The organism is Pseudomonas trutticola BRTCR10 (assembly GCF_056155105.1).
In genome coordinates this window covers 260,366-277,842 of record NZ_CM149552.1, presented here as the reverse complement: position 1 = coordinate 277,842, position 17,477 = coordinate 260,366, and the positions used below count along the sequence as shown (strand labels likewise).

At 58.9% G+C, this 17,477-nt stretch carries 16 protein-coding genes; 3 read left to right on the top strand and 13 right to left on the bottom strand.

The features are described 5' to 3' along the window. The first annotated feature begins 95 nt into the window (after nucleotides 1–95). Entirely contained in the window at nucleotides 96–1,256 is a 1,161-nt protein-coding gene (locus ACVVH8_RS01170) for an AAA family ATPase (RefSeq protein WP_475228111.1), read from the top strand. 122 nt (nucleotides 1,257–1,378) lie between these two features. On the opposite strand, the gene ACVVH8_RS01165 is transcribed toward ACVVH8_RS01170, so the two are convergent. From ACVVH8_RS01165 to ACVVH8_RS01105, 13 genes are all read right to left on the bottom strand, one after another. Next, nucleotides 1,379–2,260 (bottom strand): transporter substrate-binding domain-containing protein, encoded by an 882-nt coding sequence (locus ACVVH8_RS01165; protein WP_103304105.1) that lies wholly within the window; start codon nucleotides 2,258–2,260, stop codon nucleotides 1,379–1,381. Further along, nucleotides 2,257–3,039 (bottom strand): amino acid ABC transporter ATP-binding protein, encoded by a 783-nt coding sequence (locus ACVVH8_RS01160; RefSeq protein ID WP_213027213.1) that lies wholly within the window; start codon nucleotides 3,037–3,039, stop codon nucleotides 2,257–2,259. The genes ACVVH8_RS01165 and ACVVH8_RS01160 overlap by 4 nt, the downstream gene beginning before the upstream one ends. Continuing rightward, complete coding sequence (locus ACVVH8_RS01155; protein WP_103304103.1) at nucleotides 3,036–3,695, bottom strand: amino acid ABC transporter permease; 660 nt, start codon at nucleotides 3,693–3,695, stop codon at nucleotides 3,036–3,038. Before ACVVH8_RS01155 ends, ACVVH8_RS01160 begins: the two co-directional genes overlap by 4 nt. Then, on the bottom strand, nucleotides 3,676–4,341 hold the full coding sequence (locus tag ACVVH8_RS01150) for an amino acid ABC transporter permease (RefSeq protein ID WP_213027212.1): 666 nt from the start codon (nucleotides 4,339–4,341) through the stop codon (nucleotides 3,676–3,678). Before ACVVH8_RS01150 ends, ACVVH8_RS01155 begins: the two co-directional genes overlap by 20 nt. A 685-nt stretch (nucleotides 4,342–5,026) precedes the next feature. After that, nucleotides 5,027–5,824 carry a MetQ/NlpA family ABC transporter substrate-binding protein gene (locus tag ACVVH8_RS01145; RefSeq protein ID WP_027611172.1) on the bottom strand — a complete coding sequence of 266 codons (798 nt, stop codon included), beginning with the start codon at nucleotides 5,822–5,824 and terminating at the stop codon, nucleotides 5,027–5,029. 168 nt (nucleotides 5,825–5,992) lie between these two features. Next, nucleotides 5,993–6,925 (bottom strand): sigma 54-interacting transcriptional regulator, encoded by a 933-nt coding sequence (locus tag ACVVH8_RS01140; RefSeq protein WP_475228108.1) that lies wholly within the window; start codon nucleotides 6,923–6,925, stop codon nucleotides 5,993–5,995. Nucleotides 6,926–6,980: 55 nt separating this feature from the next. After that, nucleotides 6,981–7,562: an alpha/beta hydrolase gene (locus tag ACVVH8_RS01135; RefSeq protein WP_042557103.1), complete on the bottom strand. Its 582-nt coding sequence runs from the start codon at nucleotides 7,560–7,562 to the stop codon at nucleotides 6,981–6,983. Between the two features lie 287 nt (nucleotides 7,563–7,849). Next, nucleotides 7,850–8,251 (bottom strand): ExbD/TolR family protein, encoded by a 402-nt coding sequence (locus ACVVH8_RS01130; protein ID WP_003220570.1) that lies wholly within the window; start codon nucleotides 8,249–8,251, stop codon nucleotides 7,850–7,852. Between the two features lies 1 nt (nucleotide 8,252). After that, nucleotides 8,253–8,978 carry a MotA/TolQ/ExbB proton channel family protein gene (locus tag ACVVH8_RS01125; RefSeq protein WP_475228104.1) on the bottom strand — a complete coding sequence of 242 codons (726 nt, stop codon included), beginning with the start codon at nucleotides 8,976–8,978 and terminating at the stop codon, nucleotides 8,253–8,255. A 45-nt stretch (nucleotides 8,979–9,023) separates the two neighbouring features. Beyond that, on the bottom strand, nucleotides 9,024–9,839 hold the full coding sequence (locus ACVVH8_RS01120; protein WP_475228101.1) for an energy transducer TonB: 816 nt from the start codon (nucleotides 9,837–9,839) through the stop codon (nucleotides 9,024–9,026). Nucleotides 9,840–10,217: 378 nt separating this feature from the next. After that, complete coding sequence (locus tag ACVVH8_RS01115; RefSeq protein ID WP_042557100.1) at nucleotides 10,218–10,544, bottom strand: hypothetical protein; 327 nt, start codon at nucleotides 10,542–10,544, stop codon at nucleotides 10,218–10,220. A gap of 190 nt (nucleotides 10,545–10,734) precedes the next feature. Further along, nucleotides 10,735–12,078, bottom strand: coding sequence for an aryl-sulfate sulfotransferase (locus ACVVH8_RS01110; RefSeq protein ID WP_475228099.1), 1,344 nt, complete (start codon nucleotides 12,076–12,078; stop codon nucleotides 10,735–10,737). A gap of 23 nt (nucleotides 12,079–12,101) precedes the next feature. Beyond that, nucleotides 12,102–14,462, bottom strand: coding sequence for a TonB-dependent receptor (locus ACVVH8_RS01105; protein WP_475228097.1), 2,361 nt, complete (start codon nucleotides 14,460–14,462; stop codon nucleotides 12,102–12,104). 165 nt (nucleotides 14,463–14,627) lie between these two features. On the opposite strand from ACVVH8_RS01105, the gene ACVVH8_RS01100 reads away from it, so the two are divergent. Together ACVVH8_RS01100 and ACVVH8_RS01095 are read left to right on the top strand one after the other, a co-directional pair. After that, nucleotides 14,628–15,572, top strand: a complete 945-nt coding sequence (locus ACVVH8_RS01100; RefSeq protein ID WP_315445201.1) for a LysR family transcriptional regulator — start codon at nucleotides 14,628–14,630, stop codon at nucleotides 15,570–15,572. A gap of 212 nt (nucleotides 15,573–15,784) precedes the next feature. After that, complete coding sequence (locus ACVVH8_RS01095; protein ID WP_475228094.1) at nucleotides 15,785–17,401, top strand: alkaline phosphatase family protein; 1,617 nt, start codon at nucleotides 15,785–15,787, stop codon at nucleotides 17,399–17,401. The last annotated feature ends 76 nt before the right edge of the window (nucleotides 17,402–17,477 follow it).

The window sequence follows — 17,477 nt, the reverse complement described above, 5'->3', positions numbered from 1 at the left end:
GCTTTACGACTGCTGCGCAACCGGGCGCGAGCAAGCTCGCTCGCCACATAGGTACCAGCGCGGCAAACTAGCGGCTCAGGCATAAGGAAACGCCCATGCTCAAGACCCTCGCGGTGGCCAATTACCGCTCGATCAATAAATTGGTAATCCCGCTGGGTCGGCTGAATCTGATCACCGGCCCCAACGGCAGTGGCAAATCCAACCTCTACCGCGCCTTGCGTCTGTTGGCCGAGACCGCGCAGGGCGGCGTGGTCAATGCGCTGGCCCGTGAGGGCGGGCTGGACTCGACGTTCTGGGCCGGTCCGGAAACCATCAGCCGACGCATGCGCAACGGCGAAGTGGCGATCGAGCCAACCGTGCGTCAAGGCGTGAAGCGTCTGCGTCTGGGGTTTGCCGGGGAGGATTTCAGTTATTCAATCGCCCTGGGCTTGCCCGAGCCCAGCCACTCGTTTTTTTCCCTCGACCCGGAAATCAAAAAGGAATGCATCTGGGCCGGGCCGTTCTATCGCCCGGCCAGCCTGTTGGTGGATCGCGACGGGCCGATGATCCGCGCTCGCGAAGGCCGCAGCTGGGATGTGCTTGCGCAACACACGCCGAATTTCGACAGCCTGTTCGATCAGGTCGGCAGCCTGCGCAGCTCGCCGGAAGTGTTCCAGATGCGCGAGTTCATCCGCCGCTGGCGCTTCTACGATCACTTTCGCAGCGACGCCGATGCCCCGGTGCGTCAGCCACAACTGGGCACGCGCACGCCGGTTTTGCATCACGATGGGCGGGACCTGGCGGCGGCGTTGCAGACGATCCGCGAAATCGGCGACCCGGATGCTTTGCAGGCGGCGATCAGCGACGCGTTTCCCGGCGCACGACTGAACATCGCGCCGCTGGCCGGTGGACGCTTTGCCATCGAGTTTTATCAGGAAGGGCTGTTGCGGCCATTGTCCGCCGCCGAGTTGTCGGACGGGACCTTGCGTTATCTGCTGCTGATTGCTGCGTTGCTGACGCCACGGCCGCCGTCACTGATGGTGCTGAACGAGCCGGAAACCAGTCTGCATCCAGACCTGTTGCCGGCGCTGGCGCGGTTGATCATTCGCGCCTCGGAGGAATGTCAGGTGTGGGTGGTGTCCCACGCGCGGCGATTGATTTCGGCGTTGCAGGAAGACCCCGAGTGCAATTGCATCGTGCTGGAGAAAACGCTGGGGCAGACCGGGATTGTCGGGCAGCGGGTGCTGGATGAGCCGGCGTGGCATTGGCCTGACTAATCACCACTGATCGTTCCCACGCTCTGCGTGGGAATACAGCCCGTGACGCTCTGCGCCACTGGACGCAGAGCGTCCCAGGAGGCATTCCCTCGCGGAGCGTGGGAACGATCATCAACAGGAAATCACCCCTGCCACTTGCCACCCTCAACAATCACGCTCTCAGGCTTGGTGTCATCGCTCAGCTCTTTACGTACATATTGGTCGTACAGCTTGAGTAGATACTTCTCCTCACCGAGCTTGGCCAACTCGGTATTCACCCAGTCACGCAGTTCGACGTTGCCCTTCTTCACTGCCGGCGCAATCGGCGCTTCGGCCCCGAGCTTTTCATCCAGCACGCGGTAACCCGGGTTCTGTTTGGCCCAGCTGAACAGCACCAGATTGTCCTGCGCGTAGGCATCGCCGCGACCATTGGCCAGGGCTTGCAGCGACTCCGAGTTTTTCTCGAATTTCAGCAGTTTCCAGTCCGGGTGATTCTTGGTCAGCCAGATGTCGGCCGTGGTGCCGGTGGTGACGATGGTCGTGCGGGTCGCCAGGTCATCGAGGCTTTTCACCGAGCTGTTCTGCGGCACCAGTGCCTGCACGGCGACCTTGAGGTTCGGATTGGTGAACTCCACCGCCTCCTTGCGCTCCGGGGTCACGGTCATGTTGGCGAGGATCAGATCGACCTTGTCGCTTTGCAGGAACGGAATGCGGCTGGCAGGTTCCACCGCGACGAATTCGACCTTGTTCTCGTCGCCCAACAGATCCTTGGCGAATTGGCGGCCAATGTCGGTATCGAAACCGACGTAGCGCCCCGCTTCATCGACGAAACCGAATGGCGGCTTGTCGGTGAAGACGCCGACGATGAGTTTGTCGCGGGCCTTGATCTTGTCCAGATAACCGGCCGGCGCGGTGCTTTCGCTGGCGACTTTCGGCTTGGCCGGCTCTTCGGTCTTGTTGCAGCCAGCCAGCAGGGCGAGGCCGAGCAGCGGCAGTACAAACAGGGATGACTTGGCAGTTTTCATAGCGGTTCCAGTTCCTTTGTCGGATTCGTTTTTGGCAGTGTTGCAACGAAGGAGAACTTCTCCAGAAACTGCTGCGCGCGTGCGGTTTGCGGGTTCGTAAAGAAAATCTCGGGCGGGGTCTGTTCAAGGATGCGTCCGGCATCCATGAACACGATGCGGTCGGCCACCGCGCGGGCGAAGGCCATTTCGTGGGTGACGATCAGCAGGGTCATGCCTTCGCGGGCCAGGCCCTGAATCACTTGCAATACTTCCTTGACCATCTCCGGGTCGAGGGCCGCCGTGACTTCGTCGAAAAGCATGACCCGTGGGTTCATGCACAACGAACGGACGATGGCGATGCGTTGCTGCTGGCCACCGGAGAGCTGCCTTGGATACGCATCGCGCTTGTCCGCCAGGCCCACGCGTTCGAGCAGGGCTTCGGCTTGCTGCTGCGCTTCGCGGCGTTGGCGCTTCTGTACTTTCAGCGGGCCGAGCAACAAATTGTCGAGCACGCTCATGTGCGGGAACAGGTGATAACTCTGGAACACCATGCCGATCTGCTGACGCACTTCGCGCCAGTCGGTGGCCGTGTCGAGCAACTCGCGACCGGCAAACTTCAGGCTGCCGCTGTGAGCAACCTCTAGACCATTAAGGCAGCGCAGCAGTGTGCTTTTACCGCAGCCGCTGGGGCCGAGGATGACGATCACTTCGCCCGACTTCACCTGCAGGTCGATGCCGTTGAGCACTTGCTGCTCGCCGTAGAATTTGTTGAAACCGTGAAACTCGATCAATGCGCTCATGCTTGCGTCCAGCGCCGTTCCAGCACGCGCGAGGCGGCCGAGAGCGGGTAGCAGATAAAAAAGAAAAACAGGAACAGCGCGCCGTAAATCAGCACTGATTCGTAGGTGCGCTCAATGATCTGCTGACCGACCTTGATCACATCGACCACGCCGATCAGCACCGCCAGTGAACTGGTCTTGATGATGCGCGTGTAGACGTTGATGGTCGGTGGCGTCATGCGCTTCAGCGCTTGCGGCAGCAGCACGTAGCCGAACAGTTGCGGTGCGTTCAGACCAATCGACAGTCCCGCTTCACGCTGCCCGCGTGGCAACGAATGCAACGCACCACGCGCCACTTCACCGACCTCGCTGGCGCCCCACAACGACAGCACCAGCACCGCGCACCAGAAACTCGGCAGGCTCAGACCAAAGAAAATCGGCAGGCCGAAGAACAGCAGATACAACCAGACCAGCACCGGGATCGCCCGGAACAGCTCCAGATAGACCCGCAGGATCGCATTCAGCCACGTCACGTTGAGCGTGCGCAGCACACCGTAGAGAACACCGCCGACAGTGCTGATGGCGATGCTCAGAAACGAAATCGAAAGGGTTTGCCCGGCGCCTTTTGCCAGTTGCGGCAACGACACCCAAAGCAATTCAAGACCCGAACTGGCCATGCTGGAGCCTCCTTTCCAGACGGCTGAGCAACAGTGACAGCGGCAAGAACAGCAACACGCAGATCAGCGTCAGCACGGCGAGCATTTCGTAGGTTTTGTAATAGAGCGCGATGTAGCTTTTGGTGGTGTAGAGGATTTCCGGCACCGCCACCGCCGAGACCACGGTGGTTTCCTTGAGCAGGAAAATGAAATTGGCGAACAGTGACGGCAGGCTGAGAATCCCCGCTTGCGGCAGGATCACGTAGCGCAGCAACTGACCGTGCGACAGGCCGATGGAACGACCTGATTCCAACTGTGCCTGCGGCACCGCATCGACGCCCGCACGCAGCACTTCAGTGAGGTAAGCGCCGCCGAGGAAAGTCATGGTGATGATCGCGGCGGTGAAGCCAGAGACCTGAATCCCCACTGCCGGCAAGGCGAAGTAGACGAAGAACAATTGGATCAGCAGCGGTGTGTTGCGCGCCAGCTCCACATACAGGCCGACAGCGCGCTGCAAGTAAGGCGTGCGAAACACCAGAATCGTCGCGTTGAGCAGCGCCACCAGCAACGACGTGCCGATGGCGATAAAACCAACCTGCAACGTCACGCCCACGGCTTTTAGAAACGCCGGCAGGGTGCTGAGGATAAAAGCGTAATCGAAAGTCATGAAACGTCCTGTACGCCGCTCGGTAAGCGACGGTGGTGCAGTCCATGGGCAGCGGGTAACTGTCCGGCAGGCAGTGACTTTATAGGTATAAAAACAAGAATTTAAATACCGTTAAAGCATATTGATATCACCCAAAAAACTATCTTGTGGGTTTGCCGGGAAGGAATAAGAAGGCTATTTTCCTTTGCGCTGTAGGAAGGGTCTCTTTTTCACGAAAGCCCTCCAAGGACGAACAGCTTTTGGCCAGACTCCCTCGGCCAAACCATTACAAGGAAGACAACATGGACGTAAAAGTGCCGCAGCGACTGGATCCGCAGGACATTGTGAAATTGTTGGTGGCGTTGCGCCGGGCTTTGAAAACCCAAGCGGCCTGACACAATCAAGATCAAAAGATCGCAGCCTTCGGCGGCTCCTACATGGACCTGCTGAAGGCTGCGATCTTTGCTTCTGGCTGCTGACTTTGTGGCGAGGGGATTTATCCCCGATGGGCTGCGAAGCGGCCCCAGATATCGGGCTATAGATGCACCGTGTTGACTGATTTCACGACTGCTATGCAGCCGATCGGGGATAAATCCCCTCGCCACAGGATCATTCGCAAGCTAAAAGTCGTGCACACAAAAACGCCGATGACCATCGCTGGCCATCGGCGTTTTCACACCTTGAAGGGGGTGGTTCAAGCGTCAGATCAGAACGCCGGCAGTACCGCGCCGTTGTACTTCTTCTCGATGAACGCTTTGACTTCAGGGCTGGTCAGGGCAGCGGCGAGTTTCTTGATCGCGTCGCTGTTCTTGTTGTCTTCACGGGCCACCAGGAAGTTCACGTAAGGCGAATCTGCACCTTCGATCACCAGCGCATCCTTGGTCGGATTCAACTTGGCTTCCAGCGCGTAGTTGGTGTTGATCATGTCCAGATCAACTTCCTTCAGAACGCGTGGCAGCAGGGCCGATTCCAGTTCCTTGAACTTGAAGTTGTGCGGGTTCTTGGCGATGTCTTTCGGCGTTGCCAGAGCGTTTTTCGGATCTTTCAGTTCGATCAGGCCAGCCTTCTGCAGCAGGATCAGAGCGCGGCCGCTGTTGCTGCCTTCGTTCGGGATGGCGATGGTTGCGCCGTCCGGCAGATCAGCCAGTTTTTTGTACTTGCTCGAGTAGCCGCCGAACGGTTCAACGTGTACGCCTTGAACAGTTACCAGGTACTTGGACTTGTCGTCCTTGTACTTACCGGCGTTGAAGCTGTCCAGGTAAGGCTTGGTCTGGAAGTAGTTGGCATCCAGACGCTTCTCGCCAACCTGTACGTTTGGCTGAACGTAGTCGGTGAAGACTTTGATTTCCAGATCCACGCCTTCTTTGGCCAGGGTCGGTTTGATCAACTCTAGAATTTCAGCGTGCGGGACCGGGGTCGCCGCAACGACCAGTTTCTCACCGGCCTGAGCCAGGGAAGCCGTCAGAGCAGCCGCCAGTGCAGTAAACAACAGAACCTTTTTCATGCAGTGTCCTTATCGAGAATCACGATCGCTGATGGCGACGGCTATTAATACGAGTGCCAGTGAAGTGCTATCTCTGGCGTGAAGCGGACAATACCCGGATTTTTTATTCCCGGACAATAACGTTTATTCACTTTGATATTCCATTTTGTTCATACATAACAAAATGGCTCAAAGCGTCTGGCTCAGGTTAATCAGCAGTTCTTTCAACGCCTTACGCTCATCGACGCTACCGCCGATGTTGGTTTGCCTGACCAGTCTTTCGATCTGAACCTGCGGCCCAGACGCATCGGGAAGGTTCAGATGTTCCGGCAGAATCTCGTCACCGGAACTCACCAGCAAAGCAAAGTGAACGACGTTTTCCAGCTCGCGGGTGTTGCCCGGCCAACTGTGTCGCTCCAGCGCGTGTTGCGCCGCTTCGCTGATGAGCGGCACCGGCAGATCCAGGCGCTGGCTGTAAATGCCGAGGAAATATTCGGCCAGCGAAAGAATGTCACCGATTCGCGCACGCAGGGCCGGCAGTTCCAATTGGCCTTCGCTGAGGTAGTGATAGAGCCGCTCGTGGAATTTCCCGGCGTCCACCGCTTGCGCCAGATCGATGCTGGTCGCCGCGACGAGCCGTACATCCACCGGGCTCGGCTGATGCGCACCAACGCGGGTGACTTCGTGGTTTTCCAGGGCGGCGAGCAATTTGATCTGGATCGGCAGCGGCAGGTCGCCGATTTCATCAAGGTATAACGTCCCGCCATTGGCCGAGCCGAACCAGCCCGCGCGGCTGCTGGCCGAGCCGGTGTAGCTGCCGGCGGCGTAGCCAAACAGTTCGGCGTCGGCGTAAGTCGGGCTGATCGCACCGCAATTGACTGAAACGAACAGGCCACTGCGATCACTGGCGCGATGGATGTGGCGGGCGAGCAGTTCTTTACCGGTCCCCGTCTCGCCACGGATCAGTACCGAGACCGAGCGCGGCGCCAATTGCTCAAGCTCTTCACGCAACTGACGCGAGCGCGGATCAACGAACACCAGCGCTTTGGCGCGAATGCTCAGGGGGCTTTTTTCGGCATCGGGAAAGGTCAGCAACGGCTGACCGAAAGTATCGAAACTCATGGCAGACTCCCGCCCAGAACCGCCGGCAGACGGGGGCGTTTAAAGAAATAAAAAATCAGGCGCGACGGCGTGCGTGGTCTTCCATACGGTTTTGCAGGCGATAGAGATAAGCAAAACCCTGCTCCCAGCGCTGATGCCCGGACTTCACATTGATGTGTCCGGCGCCGGCCAGAATTCCGGCCTCTGCGCCCCAGTTGCGCGCCAGTTCCAAAGCACGCGGGGCACTGACGGCGGCGTCGTTGTCGGAGCTGACCACCTGGCTCGGGAATGGCAGCAGATCGGTCGGAATCGGTGCGAAATTGCGCAGTGCCGGCGCGCAGGTCGGGCGCTCGACATCTGCCGGCGCGACCAGTAAGGCACCGCGTACCTGACGCAGGTATTGCAGCGGCGCAGTCGCCGCCCAATGGGCAACGGTGACGCAGCCAAGGCTGTGTGCGATGAGGATGACCGGCGTGCTGTCGGCGGCAATCGCCTCGGCCAGCGCGGCGACCCAGTCTTCACGGCGAGGCGTCAGCCAGTCGGCCTGTTCCACCCGCGCGCTGTTCGGCAGGCTGTTCTGCCAGTGGCTTTGCCAATGATCTTCTGGCGATCCTTGCCAGCCCGGCACAATCAGGTAGCGAATTGATTCGTTGCGCATGGGGGAGCTCTCCTGCGTGTCTGTTCCTGAGCGAGTATAGGGACGGGATTTATATTCGTTAAGGAATAAGAAGCTATTTATTAAGACCTTAAAAGAATATGAAATGCAAAACCTGTGGGAGCGAGCCTGCTCGCGAATACGATGTACCCATCGGCGTTGATGTTGTGGCGAATGACGCCTTCGCGAGCAGGCTCGCTCCCACATGGGTGGGTGGTATGGGCAATAAAACGGATAAAAAAAGGGCCGCACCCTGCCAAGGAGACGGCCCCGGAAAAACGTAAATTCTGTTAACGCGCAGTGATCACCGACAACTTGGTAATCCCCGCCCGCTCGATCGAGGCCATGGCCCGCGCCACTTCCCCGTAGTTCACCCCGTCATCCGCCTGCAACTGCACGCGCACTTCCGGGTCCTTGGCCTTGGCCGACTTGAGGTTGAATTCGAGCAAGTCCGGCTGAATCTCATCCTTGTTGATAAACAGCTTGCCGGCGCCATCGATACTCACCACCAGCGGGTCTTTCTGCTCGACCGGCGCTACCGCTTCGGTCTTCGGCAGGTTGATCGGTATCGCGTTGGTCAGCAGCGGCGCGGTGACGATAAACACCACCAGCAGCACCAGCATCACGTCCACCAGCGGCGTCACGTTGATCTCGCTGAGCACCTCATCACTGTCTTGCGTGGAGAAGGCCATATCAGGACGCCTCCTTCACTTTTGCCGCGCTGCCTTGCGCTGCAACCTTGTGCGCCGTCGGATGAATCAGCACGCGGAACGCACTCTTCTGCGCCAGGCTGTAGAAGTCGTGGGCGAAGTCATCCAGATCGGCGGCGGTCAGTTTCAAACGCCGCAGAAAGTAGTTGTAAACCAGCACTGCCGGTACCGCGACGGCGATACCCACGCCGGTCGCAACCAGTGCCGCACCGATCGGACCCGCCACCGTTTCCAGGCTCGCCGAGCCTGCCGCGCTGATGCCTTTCAACGCTTCCATGATTCCCCACACCGTGCCGAACAGACCAATGAACGGCGACGTACTACCGATACTCGCAACCACCGCCAGACCGGTCTCCAGCGAACGCCGTTCGCGGACAATCTGCTGACGCAAGGCACGTTCCAGTCGATCCTGATGGTTGATCGCCTGGCTCAAATCATTCGTCTGCGGCGCCTCACCGACCTGAATCGCCGCGTAACCGGCCTGTGCCACCCGCGCTGCTGCGCCGGGTTGGGTTTCGCTCAACTCGGCGGCGGAATCCAGACTCGACGCCGCCCAAAAGCGTTTATGAAAGCGCCGATCCTGTGCTTTCAGACGGCCGAACTGCACAGCCTTGAGCAGTGCCAGACCCCAGGTGGCGACGGAAAAAACCACCAGCAGCCAGATCACCGCGCTTTCGATGGATTCCAGTGGAGATGCCAGTAACGTCATGATGTGTTCCCTCGTGTAAACGTTTAGCGCGAATTTGGTTTCGGTTTAATGAATCTTGAAATCGATGGGCACGCTGACCCAGCCGTCCTGAGCGACATCACCCTGCTTGGCCGGGACAAAACTCCAACGTTTCACGGCGTTCAGCGCTGCCTCGTCGAGTTGTTGCCGGCCACTGCTTTTCTGAATCTGAATCTCGCCCGGTTTGCCGCTGGCCAGCACATGCACGCGCAACAACACCGTGCCTTCCCAGCCGCGACGCTGAGCCAGCGACGGATATTCCGGCGCGGGGTTTTTCAGGTAGGCGGCGTTGGCTGACGCCGGTGTCACCGGTGCTGGTGCGGGTGGTGCAGGTGGAGCTGGCGCGGCGGCCGGTGCTGCCGGTTGGGGCGGTGCAGGTGGCTGTTCAACAGCTTTTGGCGCCGGTTTCGGAACCGGTTTAGCCACAGGTTTCGGCTTGGGTTTCGGAACCGGTTTGGGCGGTGGAGGCTTTACCGCCAGTTCGTCTTCTACTGGCGGCGGTGGCTCGACCACAGGCGCAGGCGGTGGTGGCTCGACAACCGGTGGCGCGGGTGGTGCCGGGCGCGAAAACTCGATGGTCATCGGTGGAATTTCCGGCGGCACAATCGGCAACACCGGCGTCGGCTTCTGGCTGATCCAGTAGATCACCACGCCATGCACCACCAACGCCAGCACACCGAGCAGAATCGTCTCGCGGCGACTCAGAATGCCTTTAGGCGCGCGCTGCAAACGCAACTGCCCCAACGGCACGCGATGCGGTCGGCCGAGATCGACCAATTCGCCACTCGGCGTCTGACGCCACAGCAATTCCTGTGCGCTGGCGGCGGTCTGGACATTGCCCATTGATTCACTCCCTGCGGTCTTTTTTGCGTTCTCTACAAAAAGGCTGAGCTGCCGTTTGTTGAATCCCCCACGGCAGATCGCTGGGTGAATCATTGGGCTTGACGCTTATCTCCGAAAGTAATCTTTAACGTTATGCATAGGCTTTTATGGAATATGTGAATTGATCATTTCCAGCAAAGCCACGCGCCACAAGGGCTGCAGCGATGTGTGAAAAAATGCATGCTTTTCAGGCATTGAAAGTATTCACGCAACGCATCGATTTCGCCTGACCGGGTTTGGCAGGACAATTAATACACATTCGATAGTTGACGAATTTATCGTCAGCAATAAAAAAGCCGATGCACTTTCGTACACCGGCTTTTATATATTTCAAATGAGTTACTGCTTGACGAACTCCCCTGCCAGCGTCACGACTTCACCGTCAAAGTTAGTACGGGAACCGGCTGCGCGAACTCTCGCGTAATTATGATCGGGAGAAAACAATGACCACGCCTGAAACCCGCTATTCCCATTCAGACCGACAAACGTAATGGTGGTGGGTTGTCCGGTGCTGTTCTGGAAATGGTAATGCCCGTAGCTGACGTCATAGTTGACGCCGCCCTGGCTGAAGGTACCGCTGAAGGTGCCGTTGGAATCGTTGCCATCGGTAATCGTCAGTTTGGCGCCAGCGTTCGCGTTTACATAAGTGCCATTAATGCTCGACATAATTCGACTTCCTTTATCGTTGGGATAAGTGTCTTCCGATGAGAGCAAGTTTCCTCCTGGAAACTCACGACAGTCAGAATGGTTGGACATTCAAATATTGTCCACGCCACTTACAAACGAAATTGCAATAAGTACTGTTCAAGTTGCTCATAACTTATCGCCAATCGGTCGAGCATTAATTCCATTTCAACTAACGACTGGCATTGGTCTGCTGCACGCCAACGGCCGGCGCAATGACGGCCGTCTCGGAGCGCGGCGTTCCGGCAGGCACCCAGTCATAACTCACAGGCAGCGCTCGATAGACCCAGTTGCTGATTGCGTCACTACCCGGGGCTTTGCCGAGGTAGGGACTGACATATTCCCAGACGTTCTCACCCTTGGCTGTGACCTGGAAAAACCGCCCGTTCATGCCTTCGTCGATCAGCGTATTGCCGTTGGGCAAGCGCCGTGCGCTGCTGATGAACGAGCTGTAAAACGCCCAGCCCGGCTGCTTCGAATTGGCCGCGCTGTACTGCCAGACAATCTCATTTTTCAGCGGGTCGATTTCCAGCACCCGCGAGCCGGAGATCAGCCCGAGCGTCACGTTCGGATAACCCGCCGAGCCCTGGTTGTCGAACACCAGCAGATTGCCGGCGCCGGGCAATCCGGCCGGGATGATGTGGGCGTCATGCTGACCGACAAACTGATCCACCGGGCGCGGCAGAGTCTGCGCGGTTTTCGGGTTGATCAGCGGCAGGTTCGGCCCCAGACGCCAGACCACTTTGCCGCTGTTCTTGTCGATGATCGCGATGAAATTGGCGTTGCGTGAATCGATCAGCAGGTTGTCCGGATTGAAGCGTTTGTCACCGGCATCGAACCACTTGTTCGGCCCGACCAGACTGAGGTTGTTGATGTGCAGGTAATCGGGATTGTCACTGGCGCGCACCAGTTTCAATTGCTCGGCCGTGAAGCCAAACTCGTTGAGGTGCTCGGAGGCCAGCCATTGCCATTTCACCGCGCCATCGGCACCGACTTCATAGATCGCATCGTCAATCACCTCGGGCACTTTGAAGCCTTTGACCTTGTGTACCTTGTTGGCCAGCACCACGGTGTTGCCGTTGCTCAAGCGGCGCTGGTCATGATGCTGCTGCGCCGCACCACCGGGTGCCTTATCGCCCCACTGCCAGATGACTTTGCCATTCCAGTCCAGTTCGCCGACGCTCTGGTTGCCCAGGCCGTTGCCGGCCGAACCGAGCTTGCCCGGATCCTTGTCGCTCAGTTGCAGCAACACGTGTCCACGCTCACCGCCAACCAATTGCGGGTCGATGATCGCCGAGGGGAAACCCGCCTGTGGCCAGGTTTTCACCTCGTTGCCGTTCATGTCGATCAGGTGCGTCTGCTTGTCGGCGCCGCTGAAGATCACGTACTGATTGAACGCCTTGTCCGGGTCATAGCGGGTAACGCCCGTGGGGTAGACGCTGGGTGCGGCGAAGGCGCCGCTACTCAACACCGCGCCGGAAAACAACAGCGGTAAAGCGCTTTTGATGGGCAACATGATGCAGCTCCTTGAAGGGTCAATCAGAAGTCGTAGCGGCCAGTGACGCCGAGGGTTCGCGGTGTGCCGAGCAGGCCTTCATAGCCGCCATTGCCGCCGGTCCACAGGGTCGTGTAGTAGGTTTTGTCGAAGGCGTTTTTCAGCCACAGCGAGACGTCCCACTGGCCTTGATTGAAATCGCCGCGCAGGCCGGTGGAAAAGTTGACCACCGCATAACTCGGGATCTGGCCGTAGTCGGAATCCTCGACCGTGCCGACGGCTTTCGAGCGGAACGCATAACTGGCGGTGACGTAGGGTTCGAAGCCGTTATCCAGATTCCATTTGTATTCGCCGTTGGCGTTGCCGATCCATTTCGAGGCACCGACCACTTGATGGCCGCTGAGATCGCAAGAGGCCGGAGCGCCTGGCGCCTGGCTGACTTCCGGCGGGCATGGCGCATCTTTATAGGAGAGGTAGCTGACGTCGTTGTAGGAGCCGTTGATGTTCAGGGTCAGGCCGCGCAGCGGGATCACCGTGCTCTCGAATTCGACCCCGCGCGAGCGCACGGAACCGGCGTTGGTCAGGTACTGCACGCGGTTTTCGGCGTCGTAGGCGTTGGTCTGGTAGGCGTTGACCTGGGTCCAGAACACGTTGGCGTTAAGTTGCAGGCGGTGATCCCACAGCGTGCTTTTGAAACCCAGCTCGGCGTTGTTGGCGCGCTCGGTGCCGATCAACAAAGAGTCGGCGCCGGCCACCGGAGCCGAGCCGACCGCAAGGTTGACCCCGCCGGATTTCTCGCCGTGGGACAGCGTTGCGTAGCCGAGCACATCGTCGGTGATCCGGTAGCTGAGGTTGAGCAGCCCGGACGGACTGGAGCTGTATTGATTCAAGTCGCCGGAATCGTAAGCGCCGGCACGACCACGCCGCGCCGTCGCGGCAGCACCGGCGACAGTCGCACCGCCAACCGGAGCATTACGCGTGACCCAGGCGCTTTTTTCTTCATAGGTGCCGCGCACTCCGGCGGTGAAGTCCAGGCGCTCGGTGAGGTGCCAGGTGCCTTGGGCGAACAGTGCAAAGCTGTCGGTCTTGATGTGGCCGTTGCCGACGCTGGTCACGTTGGCCAGCGCACCGGCCGGCGTGCCGTTCCAGATATCCGCCTGCGGGCCGTAATAGGCGAAGGATTTGTTGTCCAGATTGTTGCCGAAGTAGTACGCACCTACGACGTAATCGAAGAACTCGCCCTTCGGTGAGGCCAGGCGAAATTCCTGCGAATACTGTTTGTCTTCCACCGACACCCCGGCGTTATAGCTCGCCGGCACGTTGAGGCCGTCGTCGTTGCGCGGGGTGAAATTCCAGAAGCGGTAGGAGCTGATCGAGGTCAGGGTGAAGTCGCTCGGCAGCGTCCAGTTCGCTTCGACCGAGGTGCCGCCCTGATGCACGGTGACGTGCTGATCGTTATCCAGATTGACCTTACGGTGCGAGCCGTTGACCAGCGTCGCGCCGGCGGCATTGGCTCGCGACTGGTAAAGATTGACGCCATTGATGGTCGGCCCGGTGCTGTACAGCACGCGGGTGCCGGCGCTGGAATCCTCTTCGTTGTAATCGCCGATCCAGCGCAGGTTGAAATCTTCGTTGGGCTTGAACAGCAACTGTGCACGGAAGCCGTCGCGCGAGCCGCCGTTCAGATCATGGCCGTCGTATTCATTCTTGATGTCGCCATCGCTGCGGGTCCGATAGGCGGAAAATCGCCCGGCGAGTTGATCGTTGAGCGGCCCGGAAATCGTGCCCTTGGTCTGGAAGTAGCCGTCCTCGCCGATCGAGGTTTCGATGCTGCGCTCAGGGGTGAAGGTCGGCGCGCGGGTACTGATGTTGATCACCCCGGCGGTGGTGTTTTTGCCGAACAGTGTGCCCTGCGGGCCACGCAAAACTTCGAGCTGTTCGATGTCCATCAGATCGAACACCGCCATCCCCGGGCGCCCCAGGTAGACGTTGTCGATGTACAGGCCAACGCTGCCTTCCAGACCATCACTGGCCGGGTTGTTGCCCAGGCCGCGAATCGACACGCTGGACTGCCGGGCGTGCATGTAGGCGACGTTGACGCTTGGCACCAGTTGTTGCAAATCCTGAATGCGGTAGACCCGTTGCGTCTCCAGATTCTGGCCGCTGACCACACTCATGGGCGTCGGCACATCTTGCGAACTTTCTTCGCGGCGGCGGGTGGTGACCGTCACGGTTTCCAGTTGCGAACTGTTGGCCGCCGGCTTGCCGGCCGACACCGGCGCCGGGGATTCGGATTCAACCGCGTAGCTGTGAGTCCAGCTGGCGCTCCCTGCCAGCAACAGGGCCAGAGGCAGGCGTTTGAGCCGTCGTGGGGTTAAGGGTGACGCGAGGTTCAACGGACTCATGGCGCGGCTCCTGGTCAAAAAACACACAGACATCGTCAGCGCTGCATATTCTTTTAAGTTATTTATTTATGGATTTACAAATATTTACTGCATAAGAGATTGCCTTTATAAGGAGTCGACGTAATGCATATCCAATGCATTTCCCGGATATTTTTTATGTGAAAAATGCATATCGACTTGCGCCAACTTCGTCACTTCATCGCCTTGGCTGACCAACGCAGCTTCGTCGCCGGCGCGCAGGCGGTGAACCTGTCGCAGTCGGCGTTCAGTCGCAGTATTCAGGCACTGGAACACAGCGTTGGCTGCCAGCTGGTTGATCGCGGGCGCAAGGAATTGCCGCCGACCAAGCAAGGCCAGGTGCTGCTCGAACATGCGCGGCGGCTGGTCAGCGGTGCGCAGCAAATGGCCAACGAGATCAGCCAGTTCAATGGCCTGGAGGCGGGAGAATTGCGCTTCGGTTGCGGCCCCGCGCCGGCAGCGGGATTGATTCCGCGTGCCATCGGCAGCTTCATTGGCCGATATCCAAAAGCGCGGGTGCAGTTCCAGGTGGATGACTGGCAGAGTCTGAGCAAGCGCCTGCTCAGCGAAGAGTTCGAATTCTTTGTCGCCGACACCCGACACTTTGAAGCCGATCCGGATTACCTGACGTACCGGTTACGCCCGCGCAAATGGCATTTCTGCTGCCGTGCGGGGCATCCACTGGCAGGTTTTGAGCGGGTTACCGCCGAACAACTGATGAGCTATCCGCTGGCGGTGAGCATTCGTCCGCCGAACCTGCGCAAAGTCATCGTCGACCTCAGCGGTCGCCCGGATTTCACGCCGAATGTGGAGTGTGAAAACAGCTCCAGCCTGTTGAGTGTGGTACTGCGTTCGGATGCGATCGGGATTGTCGGCGCGTACTCCGATGCGTTGCATCAGGCCAAGGGTGATCTGCTGTGTTTGAAGATCGAAGGGTTGGCGGACGATCTGGAGGAGTTGTACACCCGCTACGGGATTGTCAGTCGCGCGGGGTATCGGTTGTCGCCGTTGGCTGAGGCGATGATTGAGCAGATCAAAGAGATTGATGCGGTGGATGAGGAGGTCTGTTCGCTGGATCGACTCGCTGTCTGATCCACCGCTATCGCTGGCAAGCCAGCTCCCACACGTTCCGGGTGTTCACATCATTTGTGCCTGGCGCAAATCCTGTGGGAGGGGCTTGCCAGCGATGGCGTCGCCGCTCACACCGATGCATCCACTGCATAAAACCCATTCCCCAAATGCACTTGCCGAACACCCCCACCGAAAGCGAAAACCCTCACCTGTCTCTCTGACCGGTGAACCCCATGTCCCATCCTGAACAACCCGTGCGCAACGTGCTGTACATCATGTGCGATCAACTGCGCCGCGATTACCTGTCCTGCTACGGCCACCCCCATTTGCACACGCCGAACATCGATCGCCTGGCCGCAGCCGGTGTGCGTTTCAGCCGCGCTTACACCCAAGGCACGATCTGCGGACCGTCACGGATGTCGGCCTACACCGGACGCTACGTCAGCAGCCATCAAGTGGCATGGAACGCGGTGCCGTTGCCGCTGGAAGAACTGACCATCGGTGATTACCTGCGCCCTCACGGCATTCGTACCGCGCTGGTCGGCAAGACCCACGCCACGGCGAATGTCGATGCCTTGCAGCGTCTGGCCATCAACCCGGACAGCGAGCAGGCCGAAGTGCTCAACGAGGTCGGCTTCGAACCCTACTTCCGTCACGACGGCATCTTCCCCGAGGACCCGCTGTTCGACGACAAACGCGAATCAGCGCCTTACACCCATTACCTGCGCGAACACGGTTTCGACGGCCGCAACCCCTGGCACGACTGGGCCAACGCTGCCGAAGGCGAGCACGGTGAAATCCTCAGTGGCTGGCAGATGCGTCATGCGCATTTGCCAGCACGAATTCCCGAGCAACACTCAGAGACTGTCTACACTACAAATCGAGCCATCGACTTCATCACCGAGCAAGGTGAGAAATCCTGGTGTTTACACCTTTCGTATATCAAACCGCACTGGCCCTACATCGTACCAGCCCCATACCACGCCTTGTACAGTACGAAATCGATTCTCGAACCGGTCCGCGCGACGCCCTCCGAAGCCAGCAAACACCCCGTATACACTGCCTTTCGCCAGCATGAGGAAAGCCTCAACTTCTCCCGCGATTCAGTACGATTGAATGTAATCCCGACCTACATGGGCCTGATCAAGCAAGTGGATGATCAGTTGGGGCGACTTTTCGATTTTCTGCAGAGCAATGGCCGCTGGGATGACACGTTGATCGTGTTCACCAGCGATCACGGCGACTTCCTCGGCGATCACTGGCTGGGCGAGAAGGAGTTTTTGCTGGAGCAGGCGGTGGGCGTGCCACTGATCGTGCGCGACCCGCGGGCGGCGGCGGATGTCACTCGGGGAACGGTGGATGATCGGCTAGCGGAAACCATCGATGCGCTGCCGACGTTTCTTCAGGCGCTGGGATTGCCGGGGGCAGAACATCGGCTTGAAGGGCGTTCGTTGATCCCGCTTCTGCACGGTAAAAATCCAGACTGGCGCCGCTATGCGATCAGCGAATACGACTACGCCTTCCAGGCTCCGGCACGGGAGCGACTCGGACAACCGATCGACCGTTGCCGCATGACCATGGTGCGCAGCGAACGCTGGAAATACCTGGCGTACGACGGATTCCGGCCGCAGTTGTTTGATCTGTTGAATGATCCGCAGGAGTTGCGCGATTTGGGTGAGGACCCGGCATACGCGGCGGTGCGCGAGGAGCATGCGGGGCATTTGTTCGAGTGGGTGCGCGGGTTGAAACGGCGGACCACGATCAGTCATCAGGAGATTGATTTACGGGGGCAGCGCTTTCGTTATGGAGAGCCGGAAGCCGAGAAGGTCGTTCAAATCGGTGTGTGGTAGTTAAAAGCATCGCTGGCAAGCCAGCTCCCACAGGATTTGTGTTTTACACATCCATTGTGTTCAACACTTTCCACTG

Bases quoted from the DNA above. Each gene is read 5' to 3' on its own strand.
- ACVVH8_RS01170 (WP_475228111.1), top strand. From the start codon at position 96: ATGCTCAAGACCCTCGCGGTGGCCAATTACCGCTCGATCAATAAATTG.
- ACVVH8_RS01165 (WP_103304105.1), bottom strand. From the start codon at position 2,260: ATGAAAACTGCCAAGTCATCCCTGTTTGTACTGCCGCTGCTCGGCCTC.
- ACVVH8_RS01160 (WP_213027213.1), bottom strand. From the start codon at position 3,039: ATGAGCGCATTGATCGAGTTTCACGGTTTCAACAAATTCTACGGCGAG.
- ACVVH8_RS01155 (WP_103304103.1), bottom strand. From the start codon at position 3,695: ATGGCCAGTTCGGGTCTTGAATTGCTTTGGGTGTCGTTGCCGCAACTG.
- ACVVH8_RS01150 (WP_213027212.1), bottom strand. From the start codon at position 4,341: ATGACTTTCGATTACGCTTTTATCCTCAGCACCCTGCCGGCGTTTCTA.
- ACVVH8_RS01145 (WP_027611172.1), bottom strand. From the start codon at position 5,824: ATGAAAAAGGTTCTGTTGTTTACTGCACTGGCGGCTGCTCTGACGGCT.
- ACVVH8_RS01140 (WP_475228108.1), bottom strand. From the start codon at position 6,925: ATGAGTTTCGATACTTTCGGTCAGCCGTTGCTGACCTTTCCCGATGCC.
- ACVVH8_RS01135 (WP_042557103.1), bottom strand. From the start codon at position 7,562: ATGCGCAACGAATCAATTCGCTACCTGATTGTGCCGGGCTGGCAAGGA.
- ACVVH8_RS01130 (WP_003220570.1), bottom strand. From the start codon at position 8,251: ATGGCCTTCTCCACGCAAGACAGTGATGAGGTGCTCAGCGAGATCAAC.
- ACVVH8_RS01125 (WP_475228104.1), bottom strand. From the start codon at position 8,978: ATGACGTTACTGGCATCTCCACTGGAATCCATCGAAAGCGCGGTGATC.
- ACVVH8_RS01120 (WP_475228101.1), bottom strand. From the start codon at position 9,839: ATGGGCAATGTCCAGACCGCCGCCAGCGCACAGGAATTGCTGTGGCGT.
- ACVVH8_RS01115 (WP_042557100.1), bottom strand. From the start codon at position 10,544: ATGTCGAGCATTAATGGCACTTATGTAAACGCGAACGCTGGCGCCAAA.
- ACVVH8_RS01110 (WP_475228099.1), bottom strand. From the start codon at position 12,078: ATGTTGCCCATCAAAAGCGCTTTACCGCTGTTGTTTTCCGGCGCGGTG.
- ACVVH8_RS01105 (WP_475228097.1), bottom strand. From the start codon at position 14,462: ATGAGTCCGTTGAACCTCGCGTCACCCTTAACCCCACGACGGCTCAAA.
- ACVVH8_RS01100 (WP_315445201.1), top strand. From the start codon at position 14,628: ATGCATATCGACTTGCGCCAACTTCGTCACTTCATCGCCTTGGCTGAC.
- ACVVH8_RS01095 (WP_475228094.1), top strand. From the start codon at position 15,785: ATGTCCCATCCTGAACAACCCGTGCGCAACGTGCTGTACATCATGTGC.